A 22,508-nucleotide genomic window follows, 5' to 3' on the forward strand; every position below is an offset into this window, starting at 1 on the left:
ATGAAAAAATGATTACCTACCTTTACTGGTTTCTCGTTGCAGTACTCGTCATCGGTGCCCTGTTCGGTATCGGCGTGCGTCTGGGCAAATGGAAGCCGGCACTGATTATTGCCGCCGTGATCTGGTTAGTGGCCACCCTGGCCTACTACTTCTGGCTGGAACAGATTTTTGTGAAACGCTTTGGCGGCACCATGAATATCAAGGTGCCCGAAGAGCAGTACCACATCGGTGCCACCTGGAAGGGCGACAACCTGTGGATCCAGAACTACAACCCGGAAACCAACGAGTGCATCTTCCAGGAATACTCCCGGGGCAACATGCTCGAAGGCAAGGTGGTGCTGAAGAACTGTGACCCGCTGCAGGGCACCGGCATGGTGCTACCGAAAGACCCGGCGCTGAAGTAACCGCCTCTTTGAAAAAGGGACGTGCCAACCCCCACCGTTGGAGCCTTGCTGGCAAGGCGAATGCCAAAACTGGTCAGGCAACCTCTTCGCTTTGTGAACAACGCTCCAACGGGTAACCGTAGCTGCCCCTTCCCCTGTTCCGGTGATGCGGCTACCCTTCCGCTTTTCACTGACCGGAACAGGACGCCCCATGAGCAATTCCCTTCAGACCCTGATGTTTGCCTTGAACCTGGTACCCGATGCTGTCGCCTTCGAGCAGGTGCAGGAGGTGATTGCCGAGCACTACACCTACACCCCTACCCGCTTTACCAACGGCAGTGGCGATGACCAGGTGGTGAATGAGGCAGGCAGCAATGAGGGATCCTGCAAGATTTTTGCCTTCGCCAAACTCAACAACCTGTCCGACGCCCAGACCCTGGCCTGCTTCGGGCATTTCTATCGGCATGACGTTCAGGGCAACCCGGACGGCACCGACCACGCCAACATCCGCACCTTCATGCGCCACGGCCTGAGCCAGGTGCAGTTCGAAGGCGACGCCCTCGTTCCTCGATAATGTGATCCCCTTCGCGCCATCTTGATCCGCTTTCGTGAATCCTGTGCAGACAATTTCATGGAGAGATGATCATGGCGCGCTATCTGGGCCTGCTGTTTGCCTTGTTACTGACACCCGCGGTGCAGGCGGCGGACGGCTGTGCCGACGCCCTGGATACCACCGTCAGAAAGCTGCATTCCCAGCAAACGCTGGATCTCTGTGCCCTCACCCGCAACAAGCTGACGTTGGTGGTGAATACCGCCAGCCAGTGTGGCTACACCCCGCAGTTCAAGGATCTGGAGGCGCTGTACCAGACCTACCGGGAGCAGGGCCTGCTTGTGGTGGGCTTCCCCTCTGACGACTTCCGCCAGGAGTTGAACAGTGAGTCCGATACCGCGGAAGTCTGTTATGTGAACTACGGCGTCACCTTCCCCATGGCCGCCACCAGTTCGGTCAAGGGCGACAACGCCAACCCGGTATTCCGGGCCCTTGGTGCCGCCACCCAGGCGCCGGGCTGGAACTTCAACAAGTATCTGGTAGCGGCGGACGGCTCCGTTATTCGCCATTTCCCGGCAACGGCGGAGCCACGCGGTGGTGAGCTGGAAGCGGCCATCCGCGATGCATTGACCCGGTGACCTGGGCAAGGAGGTAGATGCCTCCGGCAGAGGCTGATATTGTGAACGGTCACCCATTATTACCCGGCGGTGAGTCCTGTGAAGGTTCGCAGCAGCAAAGAACAGCAACGCCATCAGCTTGAGCGCGATATGGAGCGCTATCTGTCCAAGGGCGGAGAGATCAAGGAGATCCCCCGTGGCGTCAGTGGTACCGATCCCGTGCACGGGAAAGGGCACCAGACTGTGCTGTTCAACGGCCCCCGCCAACCCCAGCGCACCGATCTGAGCCAGGTGGCCGCCACCATCGACGCGCGCAAGCACAAACCCCGCCGCCAACGACTCACCCACCGCCCCACCCGCAAGCTGATTTATGATGATTTCGGAGAACCGTTACGCTGGGTGTGGCACGACTGAAGAAGGATCTGCAATGAAACGGCTTCTGCTGTTGGTATCCCTGTTTATGATGAGTCAGACCGCGTTCAGCGACATCATTGAAACCCCGGTCACCCTGCCCGACGATCTGGGCACCGGCGTCATGTACCTGAATGACAAACAGAAAAAACCCGGGCCCGGGGTAATCGTGATCCACGAATGGTGGGGCCTGAACGATTACGCCCGCGATCGCGCCCGCATGCTGGCCCGGGCCGGTTATACCGCCCTGGCGGTAGACATGTATGGCACCGGCAAGGTGGCCACTCATCCGAAGGATGCGGAATCTTTCATGAAATCCGCCATGGCCGAGCCAGAAAAGATGAACGCCCGCTTCGAAGCCGCCCGCAAGATGATGCTGAAACAGCAGCAGGTAGAAGCAGGCCGTCTGTTCGCGATCGGCTACTGCTTTGGCGGTGGCGTGGTACTGAACCAGGCCCGCATGGGCACCGACCTGGCCGGCGTGGCCAGCTTCCATGGCACCCTGGGCACCGACACTCCCGCCCAACCGGGTGACATCAAGGCGCGTATTCTCGCCGCCACCGGCCAGGCCGATCCGATGATTCCCGCCGAACAAGTCACCGGCTTCGTGAAGGAAATGACCGAGGCCGGCGCCGACTTCCAGCTGCTCAGCTTCCCGGGCGTCAAGCACAGCTTCACCAATCCGAAGGCGGATGCGGTGGCAGAACGCTTCGACATGCCGGTGGGCTATGATGCCCATGCGGACCAGGTGAGCTGGAAAGCGCTGGTGGATTTCATCGAACATAAATCCCACGCGGAATAAGCGCACCAGTTAGGGGCATTGCACAACGCAATGCCCCGTCACTGCCCATCTTTCTGCCCGATTCGTTTTTCTTCTGTGCCAAACCCCCTGATTTTCCTCACTCTCACCACTTGGCATTCCCTTTGCTTTACCAAAAGAAGAGGAATCGAATGGCCACGTTGCCATTAAGCACTCAATACAATTTGAACCAATAGACCGCTAGGGTTCCGGTCGCCTGCGCCGACAGACAGCGTGCAGCCGATGCCTGGTCCGAGAGCAGTCGACCTTCTTGCAGTCGTTTCGCAGCACATGCGGCTGAAGGTTACACGGCGGGACAAAAGCCCGGGAGGACACGATGACCGCGTTGTCATTGGATTCCTCATCGTCCGTAGCCAAGGAGGTCCGAGATGACCCTTTCCGTACGTAAGACCGCTGCCGTTGCAGCACTTGTCCTGTCCACATCCCTGATGCCGGTCACCGCACTGGCCAAAGATTCCTTCAGCATTTGCTGGTCCATCTATGTGGGCTGGATGCCGTGGGATTACGGTGCCCAACAGAAGATCGTCGACAAGTGGGCCGACAAGTACGACATCGAGATTGATGTAGTACAGATCAACGACTACGTGGAATCCATCAACCAGTACACTGCCGGTGCCTATGACGGCTGCGCCATGACCAACATGGATGCGTTGACCATTCCCGCCGCCGGCGGCGTGGATTCCACCGCCCTGATCGTGGGTGACTTCTCCAACGGTAACGACGGCGTGGTCCTCAAAGGCACCGACAAGCTGGCCGACATCAAGGGCCAGCAGGTCAACCTGGTGGAACTGTCGGTCTCCCACTACCTGCTGGCCCGTGCCCTGGAAACCGTGGGGCTGACTGAGCGCGACCTGACCGTGGTGAATACCTCGGATGCGGATCTGGTGTCCGCCTTCACCACCAAAGGCGTCACCGCCGTGGCTACCTGGAACCCGCTGCTCAGCGAAATCACTGCCATGCCGGACAGCCACAAGGTGTTCGACTCCGCGCAGATCCCTGGTGAAATCATCGACCTGATGGTGGTCAACACCGACACCCTGGAAGCCAACCCGGATTTCGGTAAGGCGCTGACCGGTGCCTGGTACGAGATCATGGCCACCATGTCCGCCGATGATGAGGCCGGCAAGGCCGCCCGTACCTTCATGGCCAATGCCTCCGGTACCGACCTGGCCGGCTATGAAGCCCAGCTGGATTCCACCCGCATGTTCTACCAGCCCGCCGAGGCCGTGGCCTTCGTCAACAGCCCGGCACTGAAAGACACCATGCAGAAGGTGGCGGAATTTTCCTTCCAGCACGGCTTGTTGGGTGAAGGCGCTCCGGATGCCGGCTTTGTGGGTATCGAAACCCCGGCGGGCATCTATGGCAGCGACAGCAATGTAACGCTGCGCTTTATCCCGGATTACATGGCCATGGCAGCAGAAGGAAAGCTGTAACACCGCAAACACGTCGCACGCTGGCACGCACCACGCCAGCGTGCGGGGTCCGGCCTGTTGCGAATTCAATCACCGGGAATTGCCATGAAAAAACTGATCAACCGTCAACCGGGACGTGTCGGTGCCTGGGCACTGGGCCTGCTGCCCTTCGTGCTGCTGCTGATTGTCTATATGGTGGCCTCCGATGCACGCCTGACGGAAAACCCCAACGACAAATTGCTGCCGGCGCTGGGCAGTTTTGTGGATGCCATCCAGCGTATGGCATTCGAACCCAGCAAGCGCAGCGGCGACTATCTGTTGCTGAACGACACCCTGGCCAGCCTGCAACGGCTTGGCATCGGTGTGGCCATCAGTGCGCTGGTTGCCCTGGTGGTGGGGATCGGCAACGGCACCATTCCCTATATCCGCTCGACCCTGTCACCGCTGGTGACCGGCCTGTCACTGGTACCGCCCATGGCGATCCTGCCGGTGCTGTTCATTATTTTCGGCCTGGGTGAACTGGCCAAGGTAATGCTGATCATCATCGGCATTACACCCTTTCTGATTCGTGATCTGCAGCAACGGGCGTTGGAAATTCCGGAAGAGCAGATCATCAAGCTGCAAACCCTGGGCGCCAATACCTGGCAGATCATTACCCGCCTGGTATGGCCGCAACTGATGCCGCGATTGATCGGCGCCGTGCGGTTGTCCCTGGGCCCGGCCTGGCTGTTCCTGATCGCCGCCGAGGCCATCGCCGCCACCGAAGGGCTGGGCTATCGCATCTTCCTGGTACGGCGCTATCTGGCCATGGATGTGATTCTGCCCTATGTGGTGTGGATCACCCTGCTGGCCTTTGCCATCGACTTTCTTCTGCGTCGTTACTCGCAATGGCGCTACCCCTGGTTCCATCAACAGGCTCATTAAGGGAGATCCGTGGTAATGGCTATCATCGAAATGAAAAACCTGTGGAAGGAATACGGCGACCAGGTAGTGCTGGAACGCCTCAACGCCACCGTCCAGGAAGGTGAGTTCGTCACCATCGTCGGCGCCTCCGGCTGTGGCAAAACCTCCTTCCTGAAACTGCTGCTGGGCACCGAACAGGCCAGCCGTGGTGAACTGCTGCTGGATGGGCAGCCCCTGCCCGGCGAACCGGACGATAGTCGTGGCATCGTGTTCCAGCGCTACTCGGTACTCAACCATCTGACCGCCCTGGAAAACGTCATGCTCGGCGGCGAACTGCAGCACAGCCCCTGGCTGGGTTTCAGTTTTGGCAAGCGTCGCAAGCAACTACAAAAAGACGCCCTGGCCATGCTGGAAAGCGTGGGCCTCAGCCACGCCGTGGACAAATACCCCCATGAACTCTCCGGCGGCATGCAACAACGGCTGGCCCTGGCTCAGGCGCTGATCAAGAAACCCCGCATCCTGCTGCTGGACGAACCCTTCGGCGCCCTGGACCCGGGCATTCGTGCCGACATGCACAAGCTGGTGCTGTCGCTGTGGAAAGAACAGCGACTCACCGTGTTCATGATCACTCATGACATCAACGAAGGCTTTTACCTGGGTACCCGGCTGTGGGTGTTCGACAAGCCCCGCCTGGACCCGCAGGCCCCCGGTGCCTATGGCGCCCGGGTGACCTACGACCTGCCGGTGGGTGATTGCGAAAGCGGCACCCTGACAAACATAAATCGAAGCGTGGGCAATACCAGCCGCGTTCTCCACGACATCCTCTAAGGAGCGCCTGATGAGCGACAGTCTTTACACCACCATCCTGCCCGGCAGCGCCCACTGGTCGATGCGGGTACGCCGTGGCATGCAACTGCGATTTACCGACGTGGAAGGTGGCGCCAACTTGGCCCTGCTGATGTACAACCCGGAAGACCTGCTGGAACGCTACAACGCCCCGGACACCTTGAAAGGCCAGCACACCTTCAAGCTGACCCGGGGCAACTGCCTCTACTCGGACATGGGCCGGGTGTTTGCCTCCATGGTCGACGATGATTTCGGCTGGCACGACACCGTCTGCGGCACGCTCAGCGAAAAAAGCCTGAAGGAAAAATATCAGGTGCGCTCCTACCAGGATTGTCACAACCAGTGGACCCTGAGTGGCGAACACAGCTTCCTTACCGAACTGGCCAAGTACGGCCTGGGCGAAAGGGACCTGGCCGCCAACCTGAATCTTTTTTCCAAAGTCATCACCGACGATGACGGCAACCTGGTCTTCGATGCCAGCGCCGCCCGCGCCGGTGCCAGCGTCACCCTGCGCTTCGAGATGGACACCCTGGTGATCCTGCATACCTGCCCGCACCCGCTGAACCCGGCGGCAGACTATCCGATGAAACCAGTACAGGTGGAGATGCTCAAAGCCGCCCCACTGAGCGACGACGATTACTGCAAACACTTCCGCCCGGAAAATGGCCGCGCCTTCGAGAACAATCGTCTGTACCACCTGGGTGTGTAACCCGCTCCTGTAGGAGCGCCTCTCGAGGCGCGATAACCAAGGCAAGAAAGGATCCACCATGATCAAAGAAAGCCACCGACAACCGGAACAGGCCAGCTTCCGTGAAGTGGTCGCCGCCGGGGATTACTTCATTCACACGGTAAAAAAAGGCCAGACCGTTCGCCTGCTCGATCTGCAAGGCAACCAGGCCGCCGACACCCTTTTCTACAGCGCTGCCGACCCGGCGGAACGCTACAGCGCCATGGACACCATTCGCGAGCAGGGCAACGTCTACCTCACTGCCGGTAGCGTGCTGATGTCCAACCGCATCAACCCGCTGCTGGAAATCGTCGCCGATACCTGTGGTCGCCACGACACCCTCGGCGGCGCCTGTGCCACGGAAAGCAACACGGTGCGCTACGACCTGGAAAAGCGCTGCATGCATGCCTGCCGGGACAGCTGGATGCTGGCCGTCAACCAGCACCCGGAGTTTGATCTGGGCAAACGGGACATCACCCATAACATCAACTTCTTCATGAATGTGCCGGTCACCGCCGACGGCGGCCTCACCTTCGAGGACGGCATTTCCGCCCCGGGAAAATATGTGGAACTGACCGCCTGCATGGATGTGGTGATGCTGATTTCCAACTGCCCGCAGCTCAACAACCCCTGCAACGGCTACAACCCCACACCCATTGAAGTGCTGATCTGGAACCATTGATTCTGATTGATCCGCACTTCCCCGGGGACGACCCCGGCGGCCAGAGAACGCAATGACGGGACGACCCGTCAGCCGTCAAAGAGACATCGCCATGTTCAACAAAGTGTTGATTGCCAATCGCGGCGCCATTGCCACCCGTGTTATTGCCACCCTGAAAAAACTCGGCGTTACCGCCGTGGCCGTCTATGCGGAAGCAGACCGGGATTCCCTGCATGTGACCCAGGCCGACGAGGCCTACTGTCTGGGTGAAGGCAGCGCCCGCGACACCTATCTGAATCAGGATGCCCTGTTTGCCCTGATGGAACAGCACGGCATCGAGGCGGTGCACCCGGGCTACGGGTTTCTCAGTGAAAACCCGGATTTTGTGCAGGGCTGCGAAGCCCGTGGCATTGCCTTTATCGGCCCGACGCCACAACAGATGGACACCTTCGGCCTGAAACACACCGCCCGTGCCCTGGCAGAAAACACCGGCGTTCCCTTGCTGCCCGGTACCGACCTTCTCACCGACAAAAAGGCTGCCCTGACAGCGGCAGACCAGGTCGGCTACCCGGTGATGCTGAAAAGCACCGCCGGTGGTGGCGGCATCGGCATGCAGATCTGTGAGAACGCCGCCAGTCTGGACAAGGCCTGGGACACGGTACGTCGCCTGAGCGCCAATAACTTTTCCAACGATGGCGTTTTTATCGAAAAATATATCGCCCGTGCTCGCCATATCGAGGTGCAGGTTTTCGGTGACGGCCAGGGCCATGCGGTCACCCTCGGCGAGCGCGACTGCTCCGCCCAGCGACGCCACCAGAAAGTGCTGGAAGAAACTCCCGCGCCCAACCTGCCCGATGCCGTTCGCAGCGAACTGCAGGCCACCGCCAAAACGCTGATGGAAGCGGTCCGCTACCGTAACGCCGGCACCGTGGAATTTATTCTCGACCAGGACAGCAACGCCTTTTATTTCCTGGAAGTGAATACCCGCCTGCAAGTGGAGCACGGCGTCACCGAACAGGTTTACGGCGTAGACCTGGTGGAGTGGATGCTGAAACTAGCCGCCGGCGAGTTGCCCTCGCTGGAGAGCCTGGCCGCCACCCTGACAGTCTGTGGCCATGCCATCCAGGCACGGTTGTATGCGGAAGACCCGAACAAGGATTTCCAGCCCAGCGCCGGCCTGCTTACCGCCGTCACCTTTCCCCTGGCCGATGGCAATGCCCTGCGTATTGATCACTGGATCGAAGCCGGACTCACCGTCTCTCCACTGTTCGATCCCATGTTGGCCAAGGTGATTGTTCATGAAGCCAGCCGCGACGCAGCGCTGGCCGCACTGGACAAGAGTCTGGAAGAAACCTGCATCGAAGGCATCGAAACCAATCGCGATTATCTGCGCAGCATTCTTGCCGACCCGGTGTTTGCCGACGGGCAGATGACTACCCGCTACCTGAATGACTTTCGCTACCAGCCGTTCACCCTGGATGTACTGGCCGGCGGCACCCTGACTACAGTGCAGGATTACCCCGGCCGCAGTGGTTACTGGCCGGTGGGCGTACCGCCATCTGGCCCGTTCGATGCCCTGAGTTTTCGTTTGGCCAATCGCCTGCTGGGCAACGAGGAAAAGGCAGCGGGGCTGGAGTTCACTCTCAACGGCCCGACCCTGAAATTTAATCAGGCCACCCGCATCGCCCTCACCGGCGCAGACATGCAGGCAACCCTGGATGGCAACCCGGTTCCCGGCTATACCGCCATTGCCATACAGCCGGGCCAGACCCTGAAGCTGGGCAAGGTAGTCGGCGAGGGGGCCCGTGCCTACCTGGCCATTGCCGGCGGCATCCAGTGCTCTCCCTATCTGGGCTCGCGCAGCACCTTTACCCTGGGTCAGTTCGGTGGCCATGGTGGCCGCGCCCTGCGCACCGGGGATGTGCTGCATTTCTCTCCCGACAACGGGACGGACAGCGATCTTGAGGTACCGGAGACGCTGAAACCCTCACTGAACAACCAGTGGACCCTGCGAGTGATCTACGGCCCCCACGGTGCGCCGGACTTCTTTACCGACGACGACATGGCCATGTTCTTCAGCACGGACTGGCAGGTGCACTACAACTCCAGCCGCACCGGTGTGCGCCTGGTGGGTCCCAAACCCGGCTGGGCACGCAGCGACGGCGGCGAAGCCGGCATGCACCCGTCCAACATCCATGACAATGCCTACGCCGTGGGCACGGTGGATTTCACCGGTGACATGCCGGTGATTCTGGGCCCGGACGGACCCTCCCTGGGCGGCTTTGTCTGCCCGGCCACGGTGATTCTGGCGGACCGCTGGAAACTGGGCCAGCTCAAGGCCGGCGATACCTTGCGCTTTGAGGCCATCAGCCTGGCCGATGCGGATGCACTGGCCGCAGAACAGGACGCCTGTGTGGCCGCCTTGAGCGCACCGGAACAACAAGTCAGCCCGGCGCCGATCACCACCCCGATTCTCAACCGCCTGAGCGAAAGCGACGCCGGAGTGGAGGTGGTCTACCGAGCCGCCGGCGACCGTTACCTGTTAGTGGAATACGGCCCCTTGGTGCTGGACCTGCGCCTGCGTTTCCGTGCCCATGCGTTGATGCTATGGCTGCAGGAACAGCAACTGGATGGCGTCATCGAACTGACCCCGGGCATTCGCTCCCTGCAGATTCATTTCGATCCGCGGCAACTGCCCCGCACAGAACTGCTGGAAACACTGGCCCAGGCAGAACATGCCCTGCAACAGCAGGACGATCTGGAAGTGCCCTCGCGCATCGTGCATATCCCGCTGAGCTGGGATGACGAGGCCTGCCATCAAGCCATCGAAAAATACATGCAGTCGGTGCGCAAGGACGCTCCCTGGTGTCCGTCCAATCTGGAATTCATTCGCCGCATCAACGGCCTCGACAGCATTGATGACGTTAAGAAAATTCTGTTCAGTGCCCGCTATGTGGTGATGGGCCTGGGCGATGTGTATCTGGGTGCACCGGTGGCAACGCCTTACGACCCTCGCCACCGGCTGGTGACCACCAAGTACAACCCGGCCCGCACCTGGACCGTGGAAAACTCCGTGGGCATCGGCGGCGCCTACCTGTGTGTGTATGGCATGGAAGGCCCCGGCGGTTACCAGTTTGTCGGCCGCACCCTGCAGATGTGGAACCGTTACCGGCAGACCGAGGCGTTTGATCAGCCCTGGCTGCTGCGCTTCTTCGATCAGATTCGTTTCTATGAAGTGAGCCACGAGGAACTCAATCAGATTCGCCGGGATTTTCCCAAGGGCCAGTATCCGATCCGCATCGAAGAGACCACCTTCAGCCAGAAGGACTACCAGCAGTTTCTGGATGACAACCAGCAGGACATCACCACCTTCACCGACGCCCGCAACCAGGCCTTTGATGAAGAACTGCAACGCTGGGTGGCCAGCGGCCAGATCAACTTCCAGTCGGAGCAGGATCTGGATGCGGACAACAGCGCCGAGTCGGTGGCGGGCACCCCGGTGGAATCTCCGGTGGCTGGCAACATCTGGAAATTGAATGTGGCCGAGGGCGACAGCGTCAACGCCGGCGATGTGGTGGCGGTGCTGGAATCCATGAAGATGGAAATCGAGATCAGCGCCCCGGAAAGCGGCCAGGTGGCTGCCATCAACCGCCAGGAAGGCCAGCAGATCAATGCCGGCCAGGCGATCATGGTGCTGGACTGAACCGAGAGAAAGTCATCATAGCGTCGACGGGAACAAGGCTGGGTAATGCGCCAGCCCTGGTTACCCTCAGGTCTCAGCCTCTCGCTGTCGCAATTTCCTTAAGGCAGAGGGACTCAGCCACCTTCGTTACTGGCCTCCTGGCGACGGGGGCGGCGCACCAGTTCCCCCCGGCAATTGGGGCAACGGCTGGCATGAACGGTGCAACAATCCACACAGTACGTGCATTCGTAGGAACAGATGTAAGCTTCTGCCTGGGCCGGCAGGGAGCGCTGGCAGGTCTCGCACTGTGTTTTCATTTTCAGCATGGGAACGTCCTTGCAGGCTGCTAATGCGCCTTCACTTTCTGTTTGTTGCAGCGTTCGCAACGATACACCGTCACCAGCTTTCCCTGCTTCACATCGAATTGCTTGTCCTTGCACACCACCCACTTATGAAAGCCATGCTGGCACATGCCTTTGCGCGGGGTTTTCTTTTCCGGTTTTTTGAACGGCAGAATATCGCCCATGACCACATTACATCTTGATAACGATCCACCGAGGATAGCGTAATTTCCCGTTCAAAGCGCCAGCAACAAGCCAATCCCCAGCACCACCTCGCCGACAAGAAACAGGGCCGGAAACCGCTCCAGCCGACCATCAACCCCCCAGGCAACCAGGCGACCCACCGCCATGCCCAACAGGGCCACACCGACCGTCAACACCACCCCCGGCTGCCAGTGCGACCAATGGCCGCTGAATAACAACAAGGCGCCCATGGCGACACCAAAACCGCCATACACCGCCCGAACTTCGTTGCGCGCGGCCATGGGCAATGTGGGCAGATCCACCATTCCGGTGATGATTTGCGGAGCGATCAGCGCCAACAGGCCCATGGCAAGAAAGGTGATTGCAGCAATCAGTATCATCAGTGACTCCCCTATTCAGATAGCGGTAGCCGGAAGCACGTAAAGTCGTGATGCGCCGCCGGTATGGTTAGGATAGATTCAGGTCAGAGTCCGCTGATCAGGGAAGAGGAACAATTACCTCAGAGGTAATGGTGAAGCCGTGAGCGCTCTTCCATGCTTACCAGATACTAGGATAACCCCGCTCCAGGAGAGCCCATGCAAACCGGACAGATACTCGCTGAACTACGCAAGACACAGCGCCTGAGCCAACTGGATCTGGCCCTACGTGCGGACGTCTCCAGCCGTCACCTGAGCTTTATCGAAACCGGCCGCAGCCAGGCCAGCGCCCCTATGCTCAAGCGGCTGGCCCTGGAGCTGGAGCTGAGCTGCCGGGACACCAACCGGCTGCTGCTGTCCGCCGGCTATGCCCCGGCCTTCAGCAACACCGATCTGGACAGCGACGCCATGGCACCGGTGCGCCAGGCCCTGGAGATCATGCTGGTCAATCACAATCCCTTCCCTGCCGTGGTGCTGGATGCCCACTGGAATGTGCTGATGGCCAATCAGGCCCAACAACAAATGATGGGGCTGATGATGCAGGAACGCGGCCCCTTCCCGCAGACCGCCAATGTGGTGGAACTGGTGTTTCACCCCCAGGGCTATCGGCCATTTCTGGTCAACTGGGAGGAAGTGGCGGGCTTTCTGCTGCGACGCCTGCACCGGGACCACCAGGCGCGCCCGGATCCAGGGCTGGCCGGCCTGCTGGAACGCCTGGCTGAACTGGTGGATGTGGAGGCCCTGCTCCATCAGGAGCCGCCAGGGGACCGCAGCGAGCCCATGCTGGCCCTGGAAATCGACCTGGCCGGGCAGCGCCTGCGCAGTTTCTCCACCCTGGCCAGTTTTGGCACTGCCCTGGATGTGGTGATGGAAGAGCTGCGTATCGAGCATTATTTCCCCGCCGATGACACCACCCGCCGCTGGTTTCGGCAACAGATTCAATAGCATCCACCCACCCAGGAATCAGGACAGGCTTTCAGAAGCGAGTGACGAGGAGCGAGACACGAAAAGCTCTTAGAAAGATTTTCGCTCCTCGCGACTCGTCACTCGCAACTCCCCGCCATCCCCTCGCAACCCCCTCTCCAGCATCTACCCGGACACCGTTAACGTTTCCCCATCGAAGGAACAGCCGCAAACCCGTATAATTCGCCCCCCGAGAATCAACCGGCAGTGATAATGACTGATTTTACCCCCGGCCAGCGCTGGCTGAGCGAATCCGAAACCGAACTGGGCCTCGGCATCATCAAGGAATTGGATTACCGACTGGTCACCGTGGGCTACCCGGCGGTAGAAGAGGAGCGCACCTACGCCATCAACAATGCGCCCCTGTCGCGGGTCATCTTCAGTACCGGCGACACCATCCGCACCGCCGACGAGCTGGAGCTGGTGGTGACCGAGGTCAACGAACTCAACGGCCTCAAGGTCTACATGGCTCACCCGCTGGGCCAGCCGGAAGATATACAGCCGGTGCCGGAAACCCATCTGGGCCACAAACTGCGCCTGACCACAGCGCTGGATCGGCTGCTGTCCAACCAGTTGTCCTCCAATCGCTGGTTCGAACTGCGTGTGGATGCACTGAATGCTCACTGCCAACAACAGCAGTCCACCATCAAGGGGCTGCGTGGCCCGCGCATCGACCTGATCGGCCACCAGCTCTACATTGCCGACCAGGTAGCCAATCGCTTTGCTCCCCGTGTACTGCTCGCCGACGAAGTGGGCCTGGGCAAGACCATCGAAGCCGGCCTGATTCTCCATCAACAATTGCTCAGCGGCCGCGCCAAGCGGGTGCTGGTGGTGGTGCCTTCGCCGCTGGTGCACCAGTGGTTTGTGGAAATGGTGCGCCGTTTCAATCTGCACTTTTCCATTTTCGATGCGGAACGGCTCAACGCCCTGCAGCCGAAAACCAGCATCAAGGACATGCTGGCGCAGATTATCGAAGAGGAAAAAGCGGCAACGGAAAGCGAAGACGAGGATAACGGAGAGGCCCCAGAGCAGACCTGGGACAACCCCTTCCTCAGTGAACAGCTGATCCTGTGCAGCACCGACTTCCTTGCCGAGTGCGATATCGACCAGCTGGCGGCAGCGGACTGGGATCTGCTGGTGGTGGATGAAGCCCACCACCTGGAATGGGCGCCAGACGCCCCCAGCGATGACTACCAACGGGTAGAGACCATTGCCCGCCAGGCCCGTGGCCTGCTGCTGCTCACCGCCACCCCGGAACAACTCGGCCTGGAAAGCCACTACGCGCGCCTGCGCCTGCTGGACCCGGATCGCTACCCGAGCCTGGAGGCTTTCCGCGAGGAACAGTCCCACTACCAGGACATCGCCAGCCTGGCCGGCAAGCTCCATGACGAGGCCAGCTGGTCCGCGGACCTGAAAGCCGAAGCGGCCCGCCTGCTGCCGGACATGACCATCAGTGAAGACCAGCGCGAAGCGATCCTGGCCGAGTTGCTGGATCGCTCCGGCCCGGGCCGGGTGATGTTCCGCAACACCCGCCACAATATTGCCGGCTTCCCGGCGCGCCACGTGCATGGTATTCCGCTGCCCCTGCCGGAGGAGTACCACTACGAGAGCGACGAGGAACGGGAAGGTCACCTGCACCCGGAAACCCTGTTCCATGACGATCGCTGGTGCACCCTGGATCCACGGGTGAACTGGTTAGAGCAGTTCTTTAAGCAGCACCGCAAAGAGAAGGTGCTGGTGATCTGCGCCAACCGCCATACCGCCACCGATCTGCACGCTCACTGCAACTACAAGCTGGGCATGAACGTGGCCATGTTCCATGAAGACATGGACCTGATCGAGCGTGACCGGGCTGCCGCCTTCTTCGCCGATGATGTGGATGGTGCCCAGGCGTTGATCTGTTCCGAGATCGGCTCCGAAGGCCGCAACTTCCAGTTTGCCCATCATCTGGTGCTGTTGGACCTGCCACTGAATCCGGACCTGCTGGAACAGCGCATCGGTCGCCTGGACCGTATCGGCCAGACCGAAGACATCCAGATCCATGTGCCCTACTTCGAGGGCCATGCCCAGGAAGTGCTGTTCCGCTGGTACCACGAAGGCATGGACGCCTTCGAGCACACCAACCCGGCAGGCCACGACATCTACCTGCGCAGTCGCGATGCCCTGGAGCCGCTACTGTGTGGCGACCCGGAATACACCGCCATTGATGCCCTGGTGTCGGAGACCCGCGCCGTTGCCGATGAGCTGCATACCCTGATGGAAACCGGACGCGACCGTCTGCTGGAGCTGAGCTCCTTTGACAGCGAGCGGGCCGAGCAGCTGAAACAGGCCCTGGCGGACTGCGACGAGGACAGCCCCCTGCCCTTCATGCAACGGGTGTTTGATCGCTACGGCGTGGATCAGGAAGACCATTCCGACACCGCCGTGATCCTCAAGCCCGGCCAGCACATGCGTGATGCCTTCCCCGGGCTGCCGGAAGAAGGGATCACCATGACCGACAGCCGGGCCACCGCCCTGGCCCGGGATGACATGCAGTTCCTCACCTGGGAACACCCCATGGTCACCGGCAGCCTGGAAATGCTGCTCACCGAACACCGTGGCAAGGCCGCCGTGAGCCTGCTGAAGAACCCCAAGATCAACCCCGGCACCCTGCTGATCGAGGCCATCTACACCATTGACGCGGTCGCGCCCAAATACCTGCAGGCAGACCGCTTCCTGCCCACCACGGTGATTCGCCATCTGCTCGATGCCAACGGCAAGAACATCAGCCAGGCAATCAGCCACGACGGGCTCAGCCAGCAGTGCCACAAGATGGACAAGCCGCTGAGCCGCAAGATCGTCGGCAGCCAGAAACCGCTGCTGGATAAACTGCTCAAGGCCGATGAAGCCCGTGCTGTGGAAGAAGCCCGCGGTACCATCGACGGCGCCCTGGAAAAAATGCGCCAGGAACAGGGCCATGAACTGGCTCGGCTGAAGGCACTGCAGGCCAAGAACCCGGCGGTGCGCGACGAGGAAATCCAGGCCCTGGAAGCCCAGACGGAAGCCCTGGAGAAAGTGCTTGGCGAAGCCCGCTGTCAGCTGGAAGCGGTACGTGTGATTGTAGCCGGCGGAGCGTAAAAGCGATCCACCGCCCTCGAACCTGGCGTTGGAGCCTTGCTCGCAAGGCGAAGGCTTCATGGGAGGCGAGCTTGACTCACCCCTTTGCCTTGCAAGCAAGGCTCCAACGAAGAAGAGCGGCCCCATGACAGACAAGGACAAAGCATGAGCGAACTGTTGAAGTGTGTGGAAATCGAGCCGGCAGGCGACGCCACGGCTACCGTGATCTGGCTGCATGGCCTGGGGGCCAGTGGTAATGATTTCGAGCCCATCGTGCCGGAGTTACAGTTGCCCGCCGGGCTGGATGTGCGCTTTGTGTTTCCCCATGCGCCGCAGATTCCCGTGACCGTCAACGGTGGCATGGTGATGCCCGCCTGGTACGACATTCTTGCCATGGATATCGACCGCAAGGTGGACGAGGCCGGGGTACTGGCGTCCGCGGATGCAGTGGATGCCTTGATTGAGCGCGAAATCCAGCGTGGCATTCCCGCCGAGCGGATTGTTATCGCCGGCTTCTCCCAGGGCGGTGCCGTGGCCTATCAGGCTGCATTGCGCTACCCGCAACAGCTGGCCGGCCTGCTGACCCTGTCCACTTATATGGCCATGCTGGTCACCCCCTCTACCGCCAATGCGTCCCTGCCGGTGTTGGTCTGCCACGGCAGTCAGGACCCCATGGTGCCGGAAGTGCTCGGCCGCCGGGCAGTAGATACCCTGACCAGCCTGGGCTATCAACCGGAATACCTCACCTACCCCATGGAGCATATGGTCTGTCTGGAGCAGATTCGTGATATCGGGCAATGGCTGAGCAAGGTGCTCTCGGACTGATCCTCCTCTTGTCGGTTACTCTATTGAAGCCTTGCTCACACCATGCGAGGTCGAAACAAAAAAAGCCGCGCCCCTTTCGGAGCGCGGCTTTTTTCGTGTTACCTGCAGCGTGTAGCGTGCTGCGACCTGCTTACAACCAGTAAACGGTCACGAACAGGAACAGCCATACCACGTCCACGAAGTGCCAGTACCAGGCACCTGCTTCCCAGGCAAAGCAGTTATCCGGGCTGAAGTGCCCCTTGATAACACGGATCAGGGTGATAAACAGGAAGATGGTACCGATGGTCACGTGGGCACCGTGGAAACCGGTGAGCAGGAAGAACAGACTCCCGTAGATACCCGCATCCAGGGTCAGACCCATGTCATAGGCGTGCACATATTCCAGACCCTGCAGGCCCAGGAAGATAACGCCCAGCACCACGGTAATGGCCTGGAAGATGATCAGCTTGCCGCGCTGGTTTTCCAGCAGGGCATGGTGAGCAATGGTCAGGGTAATGGAGCTGACCAGCAGGATGGCGGTGTTGATGGCCGGCAGACCCCAGGCACCCATGGGGGTGGTGGTGGTACCGTCCGGAGTCACGGTCAGGGGCCACATGGCCTGGAAACCCGGCCACAGCACTTCGTGGGTCATGGCATTGGAGCCTTCACCAGACAACCACGGAATGATCAGCCAACGGGTGTAGAACATGGCGCCGAAGAAGGCGGCAAAGAACATCACCTCGGAAAAGATGAACCACAACATGCCCTGACGGTAGGAGCCGCCCAGCTGATTGCTGTGCAGACCGCCCACGGATTCCTTGATGGTATCGCGCCACCAGGCGGCAATGACCAGCAGCAACCAGGCCAGACCGATGAAGAACAGCGGCTTGCCGAAGAAGTTCGGCTCCATGGTGTCCATGGTGCTCTGCTGAATGAACTTGGCACCGCCAATGGCGGTCAGGAACAGGCCGATGGACGCGGTCAGCGGCCAGGGGCTGCTCTCGGGAACGTAATACTTGTCAGTAGCCATTCGAAAATCTCCTCTACAACCGGCTGTTATCAGTTCACAGCCACGCTGTTATTTTTACCGGCGACCCGCTCTGTCACATCGAAGATCGTATAGGACAGAGTGAATTGGTTTATATGACGTGGAATTTCCGGGTCCAGATAGAAAATCATCGGCATGTCCTTACGCTCACCTGCGGCCAGGGTCTGCTGGTCGAAGCAGAAACACTGGGTCTTGTGCAGGTAGCGCGCAGCTTCTCCCGGAGTTACCGAAGGAATGCTCTGGGTAATCATGTCCTTTGAGGTCGGGTTGCTGGCATAAAAATGTACCAGGGTAATTTCCCCCGGATGCACCTTGACCCGCTTGGTCTCAGAGGTGAATTCACCGCTGATGCCGTCGCCTTTCTGGGTAATGAATTCCACCGTCACGGTACGATCCGCCACCACCTGTTCGGGAACCTCGGTGGCGGCCGTACTGGATGTCTTGCCGTTCAGGCCGGTGATGTCACAGATAACGTTATAGAACGGCACCATGAGGAAGGCGAAGCCGAACATGGCTACCGCCCAGATCAACAGCTTCTTCAGCGTACGCTTGTTGCGTTCTTCCACGCTGAGCTGTTTTTCACTCATGGTGCCCGCTCCTGTCCGTTACCAGACTTACTTGACCACCGGCGGGGTGTCGTAGGTGTGGAACGGCGCCGGAGACGGCACTTCCCATTCCAGACCTTCGGCCCCATCCCACGGCTTGGCCGCTGCTTTTTCGCCTTTCTTCATGGCGCACAGCACGGCGACCGCCAGGAACAGCAACTGGGACAGACCGAACCAGAAGCCACCAATGGAAATCCAGAAGTTGTAGTCCGCAAACTGCAGCGCGTAATCAGCGTAACGACGCGGCATGCCGGCCAGACCCACGAAGTGCATGGGGAAGAACAGCAGGTTGGCGGAAATCAGGGAGTTCCAGAAGTGCAGTTCACCCAGGGTCTTGTTGGGCATCACGCCGGACCACTTCGGCAGCCAGTAGTAGGCAGCGGCGAAGATGGAGAAGATGGCGCCGGTCACCAGTACATAGTGGAAGTGAGCCACTACGAAGTAGGTGTCGTGGTACTGGAAGTCCACCGGGGTAATCGCCAGCATCAGGCCGGACAGACCACCACAGGTAAACAGCACCACAAAGGCAATCGCCCACTTCATTGGCAGCTCAAAGCTCATGGAGCCGCGCCACATGGTAGCCACCCAGTTGAACACCTTCACACCCGTGGGTACGGAGATCAGCATGGTCATGTACATGAAGAACAGGGTACCGGCCAGCGGCATGCCTACGGTGAACATGTGGTGAGCCCATACCACGAAGGACAGCAGCGCAATGGACGCGGTGGCGTACACCATGGAGGCGTAACCAAACAGCGGCTTGCGGGCAAAGGCCGGAATGATCGCTGACACGATACCGAAGCTCGGCAGGATCATGATGTACACCTCGGGGTGCCCGAAGAACCAGAACACGTGCTGGAACAGTACCGGGTCACCGCCGCCGGCGGCATCGAAGAAGCTGGTGCCGAAGTGACGGTCAGTCAGCATCATGGTCACTGCACCGGCCAGTACCGGGATTACCGCGATCAGCAGGAAGGCGGTGATCAGCCAGGTCCAGACGAACAGCGGCATCTTCATCAGAGTCATGCCCGGGGCACGCATGTTGAAGACGGTAACGACCACGTTGATGGCGCCCATGATGGAAGAAATACCCATCATGTGAACGGACAAGATGAACAGGTCCGTGGAATCCGGGCCATATTTGGTGGACAGCGGTGCGTAGAAGGTCCAGCCGAAGTTCGGCGCACTGGGGTTACCGTCACCAAAGGCACTCATCAGCACAGAGCCAATAAGAATCGTGAAGGCGAACGGCAGAATCCAGAAGGACCAGTTGTTCATCCGCGGCAGCGCCATATCCGGCGCGCCGATCATCAATGGAATCATCCAGTTGGCCAGGCCAACCGTGGCGGGCATTACCGCACCAAACACCATGATCAGACCATGCACGGTGGTCATCTGGTTGAAGAATTCCGGATCGACAAACTGCATGCCGGGCTCGAGCAGCTCGGCACGGATTACCATGGCCATGAAGCCGCCAGCGAGGAACATGGCAAAGCTGAACCACAGGTACAGAGTACCGATATCTTTGTGGTTAGTGCTGAACAGCCAACGTTTCAGGCCGGTCGGGGCGTGGTGATGATCGTGGTGATCATCATGGGTTGCAGCTGCAGTAGACATTGCTATCCCCTCCCTTATTCGTGGTCGTTAACGTCGGCGGGCTGGATCAGATCGCCGGTATCGTTGCCGAAAGCGTTACGCTCGTAGGTGACCACTGCCGCAATCTGGCGCGGGGTCAACTGAGCCTTGAATGCAGGCATGGCAGCACGGCCATTGACCAGCACATCGATGTGTTCGTTCAGGTATTCCGGCTTGGTAGAGAAGTCAGTGCCCGCAAACGGCAGACCGATACCGCCTTCACCATTGGCACCGTGACACAGGGCACAGGCACTGGCGTAAGTCTGCTTGCCTTCTTCCATGGCCTGATCGAGACCGGTGAACGGGGTCAGATCCGGACCGGAAGCGGCTTTCTCTTTCTCTTCAGCAACCCAGGTCTTGAACTCGTCTTGAGTGACCACTTCTACAGCGATGGGCATGAAGGCGTGGTTCTTGCCACACAATTCCGCACACTGACCGTAGTAAGTGCCTTCTTTACCTTCCGGCACCAGCGCCCACATTTCATTGACGAAACCGGGGATAGCGTCTTTCTTGCCGCCGAAATCGGGGATCCAGAAAGAGTGGATCACGTCATCAGAGGTGACCAGGAAACGAACTTTCTGACCCGAAGGAATGATCAGTTTGTTATCCACTTCCAGCTGGTAGTTGTGGTCTTTCTCGGGAGCTTCTTTACCAACCAGCTCTTTCGCAGTGCCATAGGGGAACAGACCACCGGCCAGAACCGGGTTGTGGTACTGCTCCGGCGGCGTGGCCAGGTTGGAGAAGAACGACACACCAATATCGTTATCGTTTTCGTAGGTCAGATACTCGTAGCTCCACTTCCAGCGGTAGCCGGTGACCTTCACCGTCAGCTCGGACTCGGCGCTGTCGTCAATCTGCACCAGAACGCGGGTAGCAGGCACCGCCATGGCAATCAGAATCACGAAGGGAATCACGGTCCAGAGCACTTCCAGGAAGACGTTTTCATGGAAGGAGGACGGATTGGGGTTCTTGGCGCGGCGGTGGCTGATCATGGAGTACACGATCAGGCCAAACACCAGCAGACCAATGACGGTCACAATCCAGAGAACGGTGGTGTGAAGATCTTGAATATCCTGACTGACCTGGGTCACCCCTGGTCGCAGGTCGAGTTCGGAACGTTCGGTCCAGTCGCTGGCGAAGGTCATACCACTGATCATCAGTGACGTCAGACCAACCGCCGCGCGGTGGAACAGAGTTGACTGCATGCGTTTGCTCCCTGTTTTCCCCAGCATGGCCTCGAAGGGCACGCTTGTTCTTTGCCGTCACCGGCACCTGGAAAGCGAAGTTTCAGGATGATGCCGTGGAGCCGCAGCCAACGCCTAGTCCCGCAGACCTCAGCGACCAAGGGGGCGGCCACTAACAGGGATCGTGCGGACGGCAAAATCCAATAAAATCAAATAGCTAGAAATCAGCACGCTCGATTTCACCAGATCGCCACAGGTGCGGCAAATTGCCCCACTGCATATATGGGCGCCAACTCTAGTCATTCGCTTGGCCAAAGTCCAGCCGAAAGGTAGGGTTTATCAAGCCTTTCAGGCAGATACGAGCCCTCCTCATCGTGCTAGACTCCGCTCCCCTTTACCACACACAGCTTGTACCACATCCATGTCAAAACGACGTCAAATCTACCGGGTGATATTCCAGAATCAGGGTCATGTGTACGAGATCTATGCCTCGCAGATATACCAAAGCGACCTGTACGGGTTCGTCGAGGTAGAGGAGTTTCTGTTCGGGGAAAGGGCCAGCCTGGTGGTGGACCCGGGAGAGGAAAAGCTGAAACGGGAATTCAACGACGTGATGCGTTCCTTTATTCCCCTGCACGCGGTGATCCGTATCGACGAGGTGGAAAAGGAAGGTGTCGGCAAGATCATGGAATCCAGTGGCGGCAACATCACGGCCTTCCCCATGCCCCCCGGGCCGGCGCCGAAGAAGTAAGGCGCCTCCACTGTGGGCAACAGGCAAAAAAGAAGGGCGCCAGTCTCGCTGAACGCCCCGAGGGTTGCCTGATGTTACAAGAGGAGAAAACGTGTCTTGCTTACATGATTTGTCCGGCGAGAACGATAAAGGTTCCGTCAGCGGATAAAAAAACCAATATCGGCCTCAAACCCGGGATTTGAACGAATCCCGCAACGGCTCGCCGGTATTCAGCGCCACCTGCTCCGCGCGGGCCAGCAGCCGCACGAACAGAACCACCATCACTCGGGTCATCCATTCCATAACGCAGCCTCCAGAAAATGAAAGAGGTGGGTGAAGCGCATCCTGCTCCCTGGTCATCCGTAACTGACCCTTCACCACATTTGCCCGCACCGGCGGGCTCAGCAAGTCAGAGGTCCGCCAGAAGGATAAGTTCGAGGTGATAACGCGCTTTTACCTGACTTTTACAA

Annotated in this window: 22 protein-coding genes and 1 riboswitch; of the genes, 15 read left to right on the forward strand and 7 right to left on the reverse strand. The window is 59.5% G+C overall.

Annotated elements, in window-relative coordinates:
• The first annotated feature begins 8 nt into the window (after nt 1-8).
• The 11 genes from T9A_RS12905 (at nt 9) to uca (ending at nt 11,033) form a co-directional block, all read left to right on the forward strand.
• The gene (locus tag T9A_RS12905) at nt 9-404 is read left to right on the forward strand and encodes a hypothetical protein (RefSeq protein ID WP_035249126.1); all 396 of its coding nucleotides are present in this window, start codon (nt 9-11) and stop codon (nt 402-404) included.
• A gap of 190 nt (nt 405-594) precedes the next feature.
• Nucleotides 595-957 (forward strand): HopJ type III effector protein, encoded by a 363-nt coding sequence (locus T9A_RS12910; protein WP_035249128.1) that lies wholly within the window; start codon nt 595-597, stop codon nt 955-957.
• A 71-nt stretch (nt 958-1,028) separates the two neighbouring features.
• Complete coding sequence (locus tag T9A_RS12915; RefSeq protein WP_035249282.1) at nt 1,029-1,571, forward strand: glutathione peroxidase; 543 nt, start codon at nt 1,029-1,031, stop codon at nt 1,569-1,571.
• A gap of 78 nt (nt 1,572-1,649) precedes the next feature.
• Nucleotides 1,650-1,964, forward strand: coding sequence for a hypothetical protein (locus tag T9A_RS12920; protein WP_035249130.1), 315 nt, complete (start codon nt 1,650-1,652; stop codon nt 1,962-1,964).
• A gap of 13 nt (nt 1,965-1,977) precedes the next feature.
• A complete protein-coding gene (locus T9A_RS12925; RefSeq protein WP_035249132.1) occupies nt 1,978-2,763 on the forward strand; it encodes a dienelactone hydrolase family protein in 786 nt (261 codons plus the stop codon).
• Nucleotides 2,764-2,950: 187 nt separating this feature from the next.
• Nucleotides 2,951-3,093: riboswitch (guanidine-I (ykkC/yxkD leader) on the forward strand.
• 56 nt (nt 3,094-3,149) lie between these two features.
• A complete protein-coding gene (locus tag T9A_RS12930; protein WP_035249134.1) occupies nt 3,150-4,214 on the forward strand; it encodes a putative urea ABC transporter substrate-binding protein in 1,065 nt (354 codons plus the stop codon).
• A gap of 84 nt (nt 4,215-4,298) precedes the next feature.
• Nucleotides 4,299-5,117, forward strand: coding sequence for an ABC transporter permease (locus T9A_RS12935; RefSeq protein ID WP_035249136.1), 819 nt, complete (start codon nt 4,299-4,301; stop codon nt 5,115-5,117).
• A 15-nt stretch (nt 5,118-5,132) separates the two neighbouring features.
• The gene (locus T9A_RS12940) at nt 5,133-5,924 is read left to right on the forward strand and encodes an ABC transporter ATP-binding protein (protein ID WP_035249140.1); all 792 of its coding nucleotides are present in this window, start codon (nt 5,133-5,135) and stop codon (nt 5,922-5,924) included.
• Nucleotides 5,925-5,934: 10 nt separating this feature from the next.
• A complete protein-coding gene (locus tag T9A_RS12945; RefSeq protein ID WP_035249142.1) occupies nt 5,935-6,651 on the forward strand; it encodes an urea amidolyase associated protein UAAP1 in 717 nt (238 codons plus the stop codon).
• Nucleotides 6,652-6,709: 58 nt separating this feature from the next.
• The gene (locus T9A_RS12950; protein WP_035249145.1) at nt 6,710-7,351 is read left to right on the forward strand and encodes an urea amidolyase associated protein UAAP2; all 642 of its coding nucleotides are present in this window, start codon (nt 6,710-6,712) and stop codon (nt 7,349-7,351) included.
• A 91-nt stretch (nt 7,352-7,442) separates the two neighbouring features.
• Nucleotides 7,443-11,033: an urea carboxylase gene (gene uca, locus T9A_RS12955; RefSeq protein ID WP_035249147.1), complete on the forward strand. Its 3,591-nt coding sequence runs from the start codon at nt 7,443-7,445 to the stop codon at nt 11,031-11,033.
• A 113-nt stretch (nt 11,034-11,146) separates the two neighbouring features.
• On the opposite strand, the gene T9A_RS12960 is transcribed toward uca, so the two are convergent.
• Genes T9A_RS12960 through T9A_RS12970 form a run of 3 tightly spaced genes read right to left on the reverse strand, consistent with a single transcriptional unit; the run spans nt 11,147 to nt 11,937 of the window.
• Nucleotides 11,147-11,338 (reverse strand): DUF1272 domain-containing protein, encoded by a 192-nt coding sequence (locus T9A_RS12960; RefSeq protein ID WP_035249149.1) that lies wholly within the window; start codon nt 11,336-11,338, stop codon nt 11,147-11,149.
• Between the two features lie 20 nt (nt 11,339-11,358).
• Nucleotides 11,359-11,538 (reverse strand): hypothetical protein, encoded by a 180-nt coding sequence (locus T9A_RS12965; protein ID WP_035249151.1) that lies wholly within the window; start codon nt 11,536-11,538, stop codon nt 11,359-11,361.
• Nucleotides 11,539-11,589: 51 nt separating this feature from the next.
• Nucleotides 11,590-11,937, reverse strand: a complete 348-nt coding sequence (locus T9A_RS12970) for a DUF4345 family protein (RefSeq protein WP_035249153.1) — start codon at nt 11,935-11,937, stop codon at nt 11,590-11,592.
• Between the two features lie 195 nt (nt 11,938-12,132).
• On the opposite strand from T9A_RS12970, the gene T9A_RS12975 reads away from it, so the two are divergent.
• From T9A_RS12975 to T9A_RS12985, 3 genes are all read left to right on the forward strand, one after another.
• A complete protein-coding gene (locus tag T9A_RS12975; protein WP_035249155.1) occupies nt 12,133-12,918 on the forward strand; it encodes a helix-turn-helix domain-containing protein in 786 nt (261 codons plus the stop codon).
• Nucleotides 12,919-13,149: 231 nt separating this feature from the next.
• Entirely contained in the window at nt 13,150-16,053 is a 2,904-nt protein-coding gene (gene rapA / locus T9A_RS12980) for an RNA polymerase-associated protein RapA (protein ID WP_035249157.1), read from the forward strand.
• Nucleotides 16,054-16,197: 144 nt separating this feature from the next.
• Entirely contained in the window at nt 16,198-16,857 is a 660-nt protein-coding gene (locus tag T9A_RS12985; protein WP_035249158.1) for an alpha/beta hydrolase, read from the forward strand.
• A 130-nt stretch (nt 16,858-16,987) separates the two neighbouring features.
• On the opposite strand, the gene T9A_RS12990 is transcribed toward T9A_RS12985, so the two are convergent.
• Genes T9A_RS12990 through coxB form a run of 4 tightly spaced genes read right to left on the reverse strand, consistent with a single transcriptional unit; the run spans nt 16,988 to nt 21,329 of the window.
• Nucleotides 16,988-17,866 (reverse strand): cytochrome c oxidase subunit 3, encoded by an 879-nt coding sequence (locus tag T9A_RS12990; protein ID WP_035249161.1) that lies wholly within the window; start codon nt 17,864-17,866, stop codon nt 16,988-16,990.
• 29 nt (nt 17,867-17,895) lie between these two features.
• Nucleotides 17,896-18,471: a cytochrome c oxidase assembly protein gene (locus tag T9A_RS12995; protein ID WP_035249163.1), complete on the reverse strand. Its 576-nt coding sequence runs from the start codon at nt 18,469-18,471 to the stop codon at nt 17,896-17,898.
• A 27-nt stretch (nt 18,472-18,498) separates the two neighbouring features.
• Complete coding sequence (gene ctaD, locus T9A_RS13000) at nt 18,499-20,106, reverse strand: cytochrome c oxidase subunit I (protein WP_035249166.1); 1,608 nt, start codon at nt 20,104-20,106, stop codon at nt 18,499-18,501.
• A 14-nt stretch (nt 20,107-20,120) separates the two neighbouring features.
• Nucleotides 20,121-21,329 carry a cytochrome c oxidase subunit II gene (gene coxB / locus T9A_RS13005; protein WP_035249169.1) on the reverse strand — a complete coding sequence of 403 codons (1,209 nt, stop codon included), beginning with the start codon at nt 21,327-21,329 and terminating at the stop codon, nt 20,121-20,123.
• Between the two features lie 400 nt (nt 21,330-21,729).
• Between coxB and T9A_RS13010 the strand changes: the two genes are divergently transcribed.
• The gene (locus tag T9A_RS13010) at nt 21,730-22,059 is read left to right on the forward strand and encodes a DUF1820 family protein (protein WP_035249172.1); all 330 of its coding nucleotides are present in this window, start codon (nt 21,730-21,732) and stop codon (nt 22,057-22,059) included.
• The last annotated feature ends 449 nt before the right edge of the window (nt 22,060-22,508 follow it).

This window comes from Alcanivorax jadensis T9 (assembly GCF_000756655.1).
GTDB classification, from domain to species: Bacteria; Pseudomonadota; Gammaproteobacteria; order Pseudomonadales; family Alcanivoracaceae; genus Alcanivorax; species Alcanivorax jadensis.

Bases quoted from the DNA above. Each gene is read 5' to 3' on its own strand.
- T9A_RS12925 (WP_035249132.1), top strand. From the start codon at position 1,978: ATGAAACGGCTTCTGCTGTTGGTATCCCTGTTTATGATGAGTCAGACC.
- T9A_RS12940 (WP_035249140.1), top strand. From the start codon at position 5,133: ATGGCTATCATCGAAATGAAAAACCTGTGGAAGGAATACGGCGACCAG.
- T9A_RS12970 (WP_035249153.1), bottom strand. From the start codon at position 11,937: ATGATACTGATTGCTGCAATCACCTTTCTTGCCATGGGCCTGTTGGCG.
- T9A_RS12975 (WP_035249155.1), top strand. From the start codon at position 12,133: ATGCAAACCGGACAGATACTCGCTGAACTACGCAAGACACAGCGCCTG.
- uca (WP_035249147.1), top strand. From the start codon at position 7,443: ATGTTCAACAAAGTGTTGATTGCCAATCGCGGCGCCATTGCCACCCGT.
- T9A_RS12990 (WP_035249161.1), bottom strand. From the start codon at position 17,866: ATGGCTACTGACAAGTATTACGTTCCCGAGAGCAGCCCCTGGCCGCTG.
- T9A_RS12965 (WP_035249151.1), bottom strand. From the start codon at position 11,538: ATGGGCGATATTCTGCCGTTCAAAAAACCGGAAAAGAAAACCCCGCGC.
- coxB (WP_035249169.1), bottom strand. From the start codon at position 21,329: ATGCAGTCAACTCTGTTCCACCGCGCGGCGGTTGGTCTGACGTCACTG.
- T9A_RS12950 (WP_035249145.1), top strand. From the start codon at position 6,710: ATGATCAAAGAAAGCCACCGACAACCGGAACAGGCCAGCTTCCGTGAA.
- T9A_RS13010 (WP_035249172.1), top strand. From the start codon at position 21,730: ATGTCAAAACGACGTCAAATCTACCGGGTGATATTCCAGAATCAGGGT.
- T9A_RS12995 (WP_035249163.1), bottom strand. From the start codon at position 18,471: ATGAGTGAAAAACAGCTCAGCGTGGAAGAACGCAACAAGCGTACGCTG.
- T9A_RS12910 (WP_035249128.1), top strand. From the start codon at position 595: ATGAGCAATTCCCTTCAGACCCTGATGTTTGCCTTGAACCTGGTACCC.
- T9A_RS12960 (WP_035249149.1), bottom strand. From the start codon at position 11,338: ATGCTGAAAATGAAAACACAGTGCGAGACCTGCCAGCGCTCCCTGCCG.
- T9A_RS12935 (WP_035249136.1), top strand. From the start codon at position 4,299: ATGAAAAAACTGATCAACCGTCAACCGGGACGTGTCGGTGCCTGGGCA.
- T9A_RS12945 (WP_035249142.1), top strand. From the start codon at position 5,935: ATGAGCGACAGTCTTTACACCACCATCCTGCCCGGCAGCGCCCACTGG.
- rapA (WP_035249157.1), top strand. From the start codon at position 13,150: ATGACTGATTTTACCCCCGGCCAGCGCTGGCTGAGCGAATCCGAAACC.
- T9A_RS12905 (WP_035249126.1), top strand. From the start codon at position 9: ATGATTACCTACCTTTACTGGTTTCTCGTTGCAGTACTCGTCATCGGT.
- ctaD (WP_035249166.1), bottom strand. From the start codon at position 20,106: ATGTCTACTGCAGCTGCAACCCATGATGATCACCACGATCATCACCAC.
- T9A_RS12985 (WP_035249158.1), top strand. From the start codon at position 16,198: ATGAGCGAACTGTTGAAGTGTGTGGAAATCGAGCCGGCAGGCGACGCC.
- T9A_RS12915 (WP_035249282.1), top strand. From the start codon at position 1,029: ATGGCGCGCTATCTGGGCCTGCTGTTTGCCTTGTTACTGACACCCGCG.
- T9A_RS12930 (WP_035249134.1), top strand. From the start codon at position 3,150: ATGACCCTTTCCGTACGTAAGACCGCTGCCGTTGCAGCACTTGTCCTG.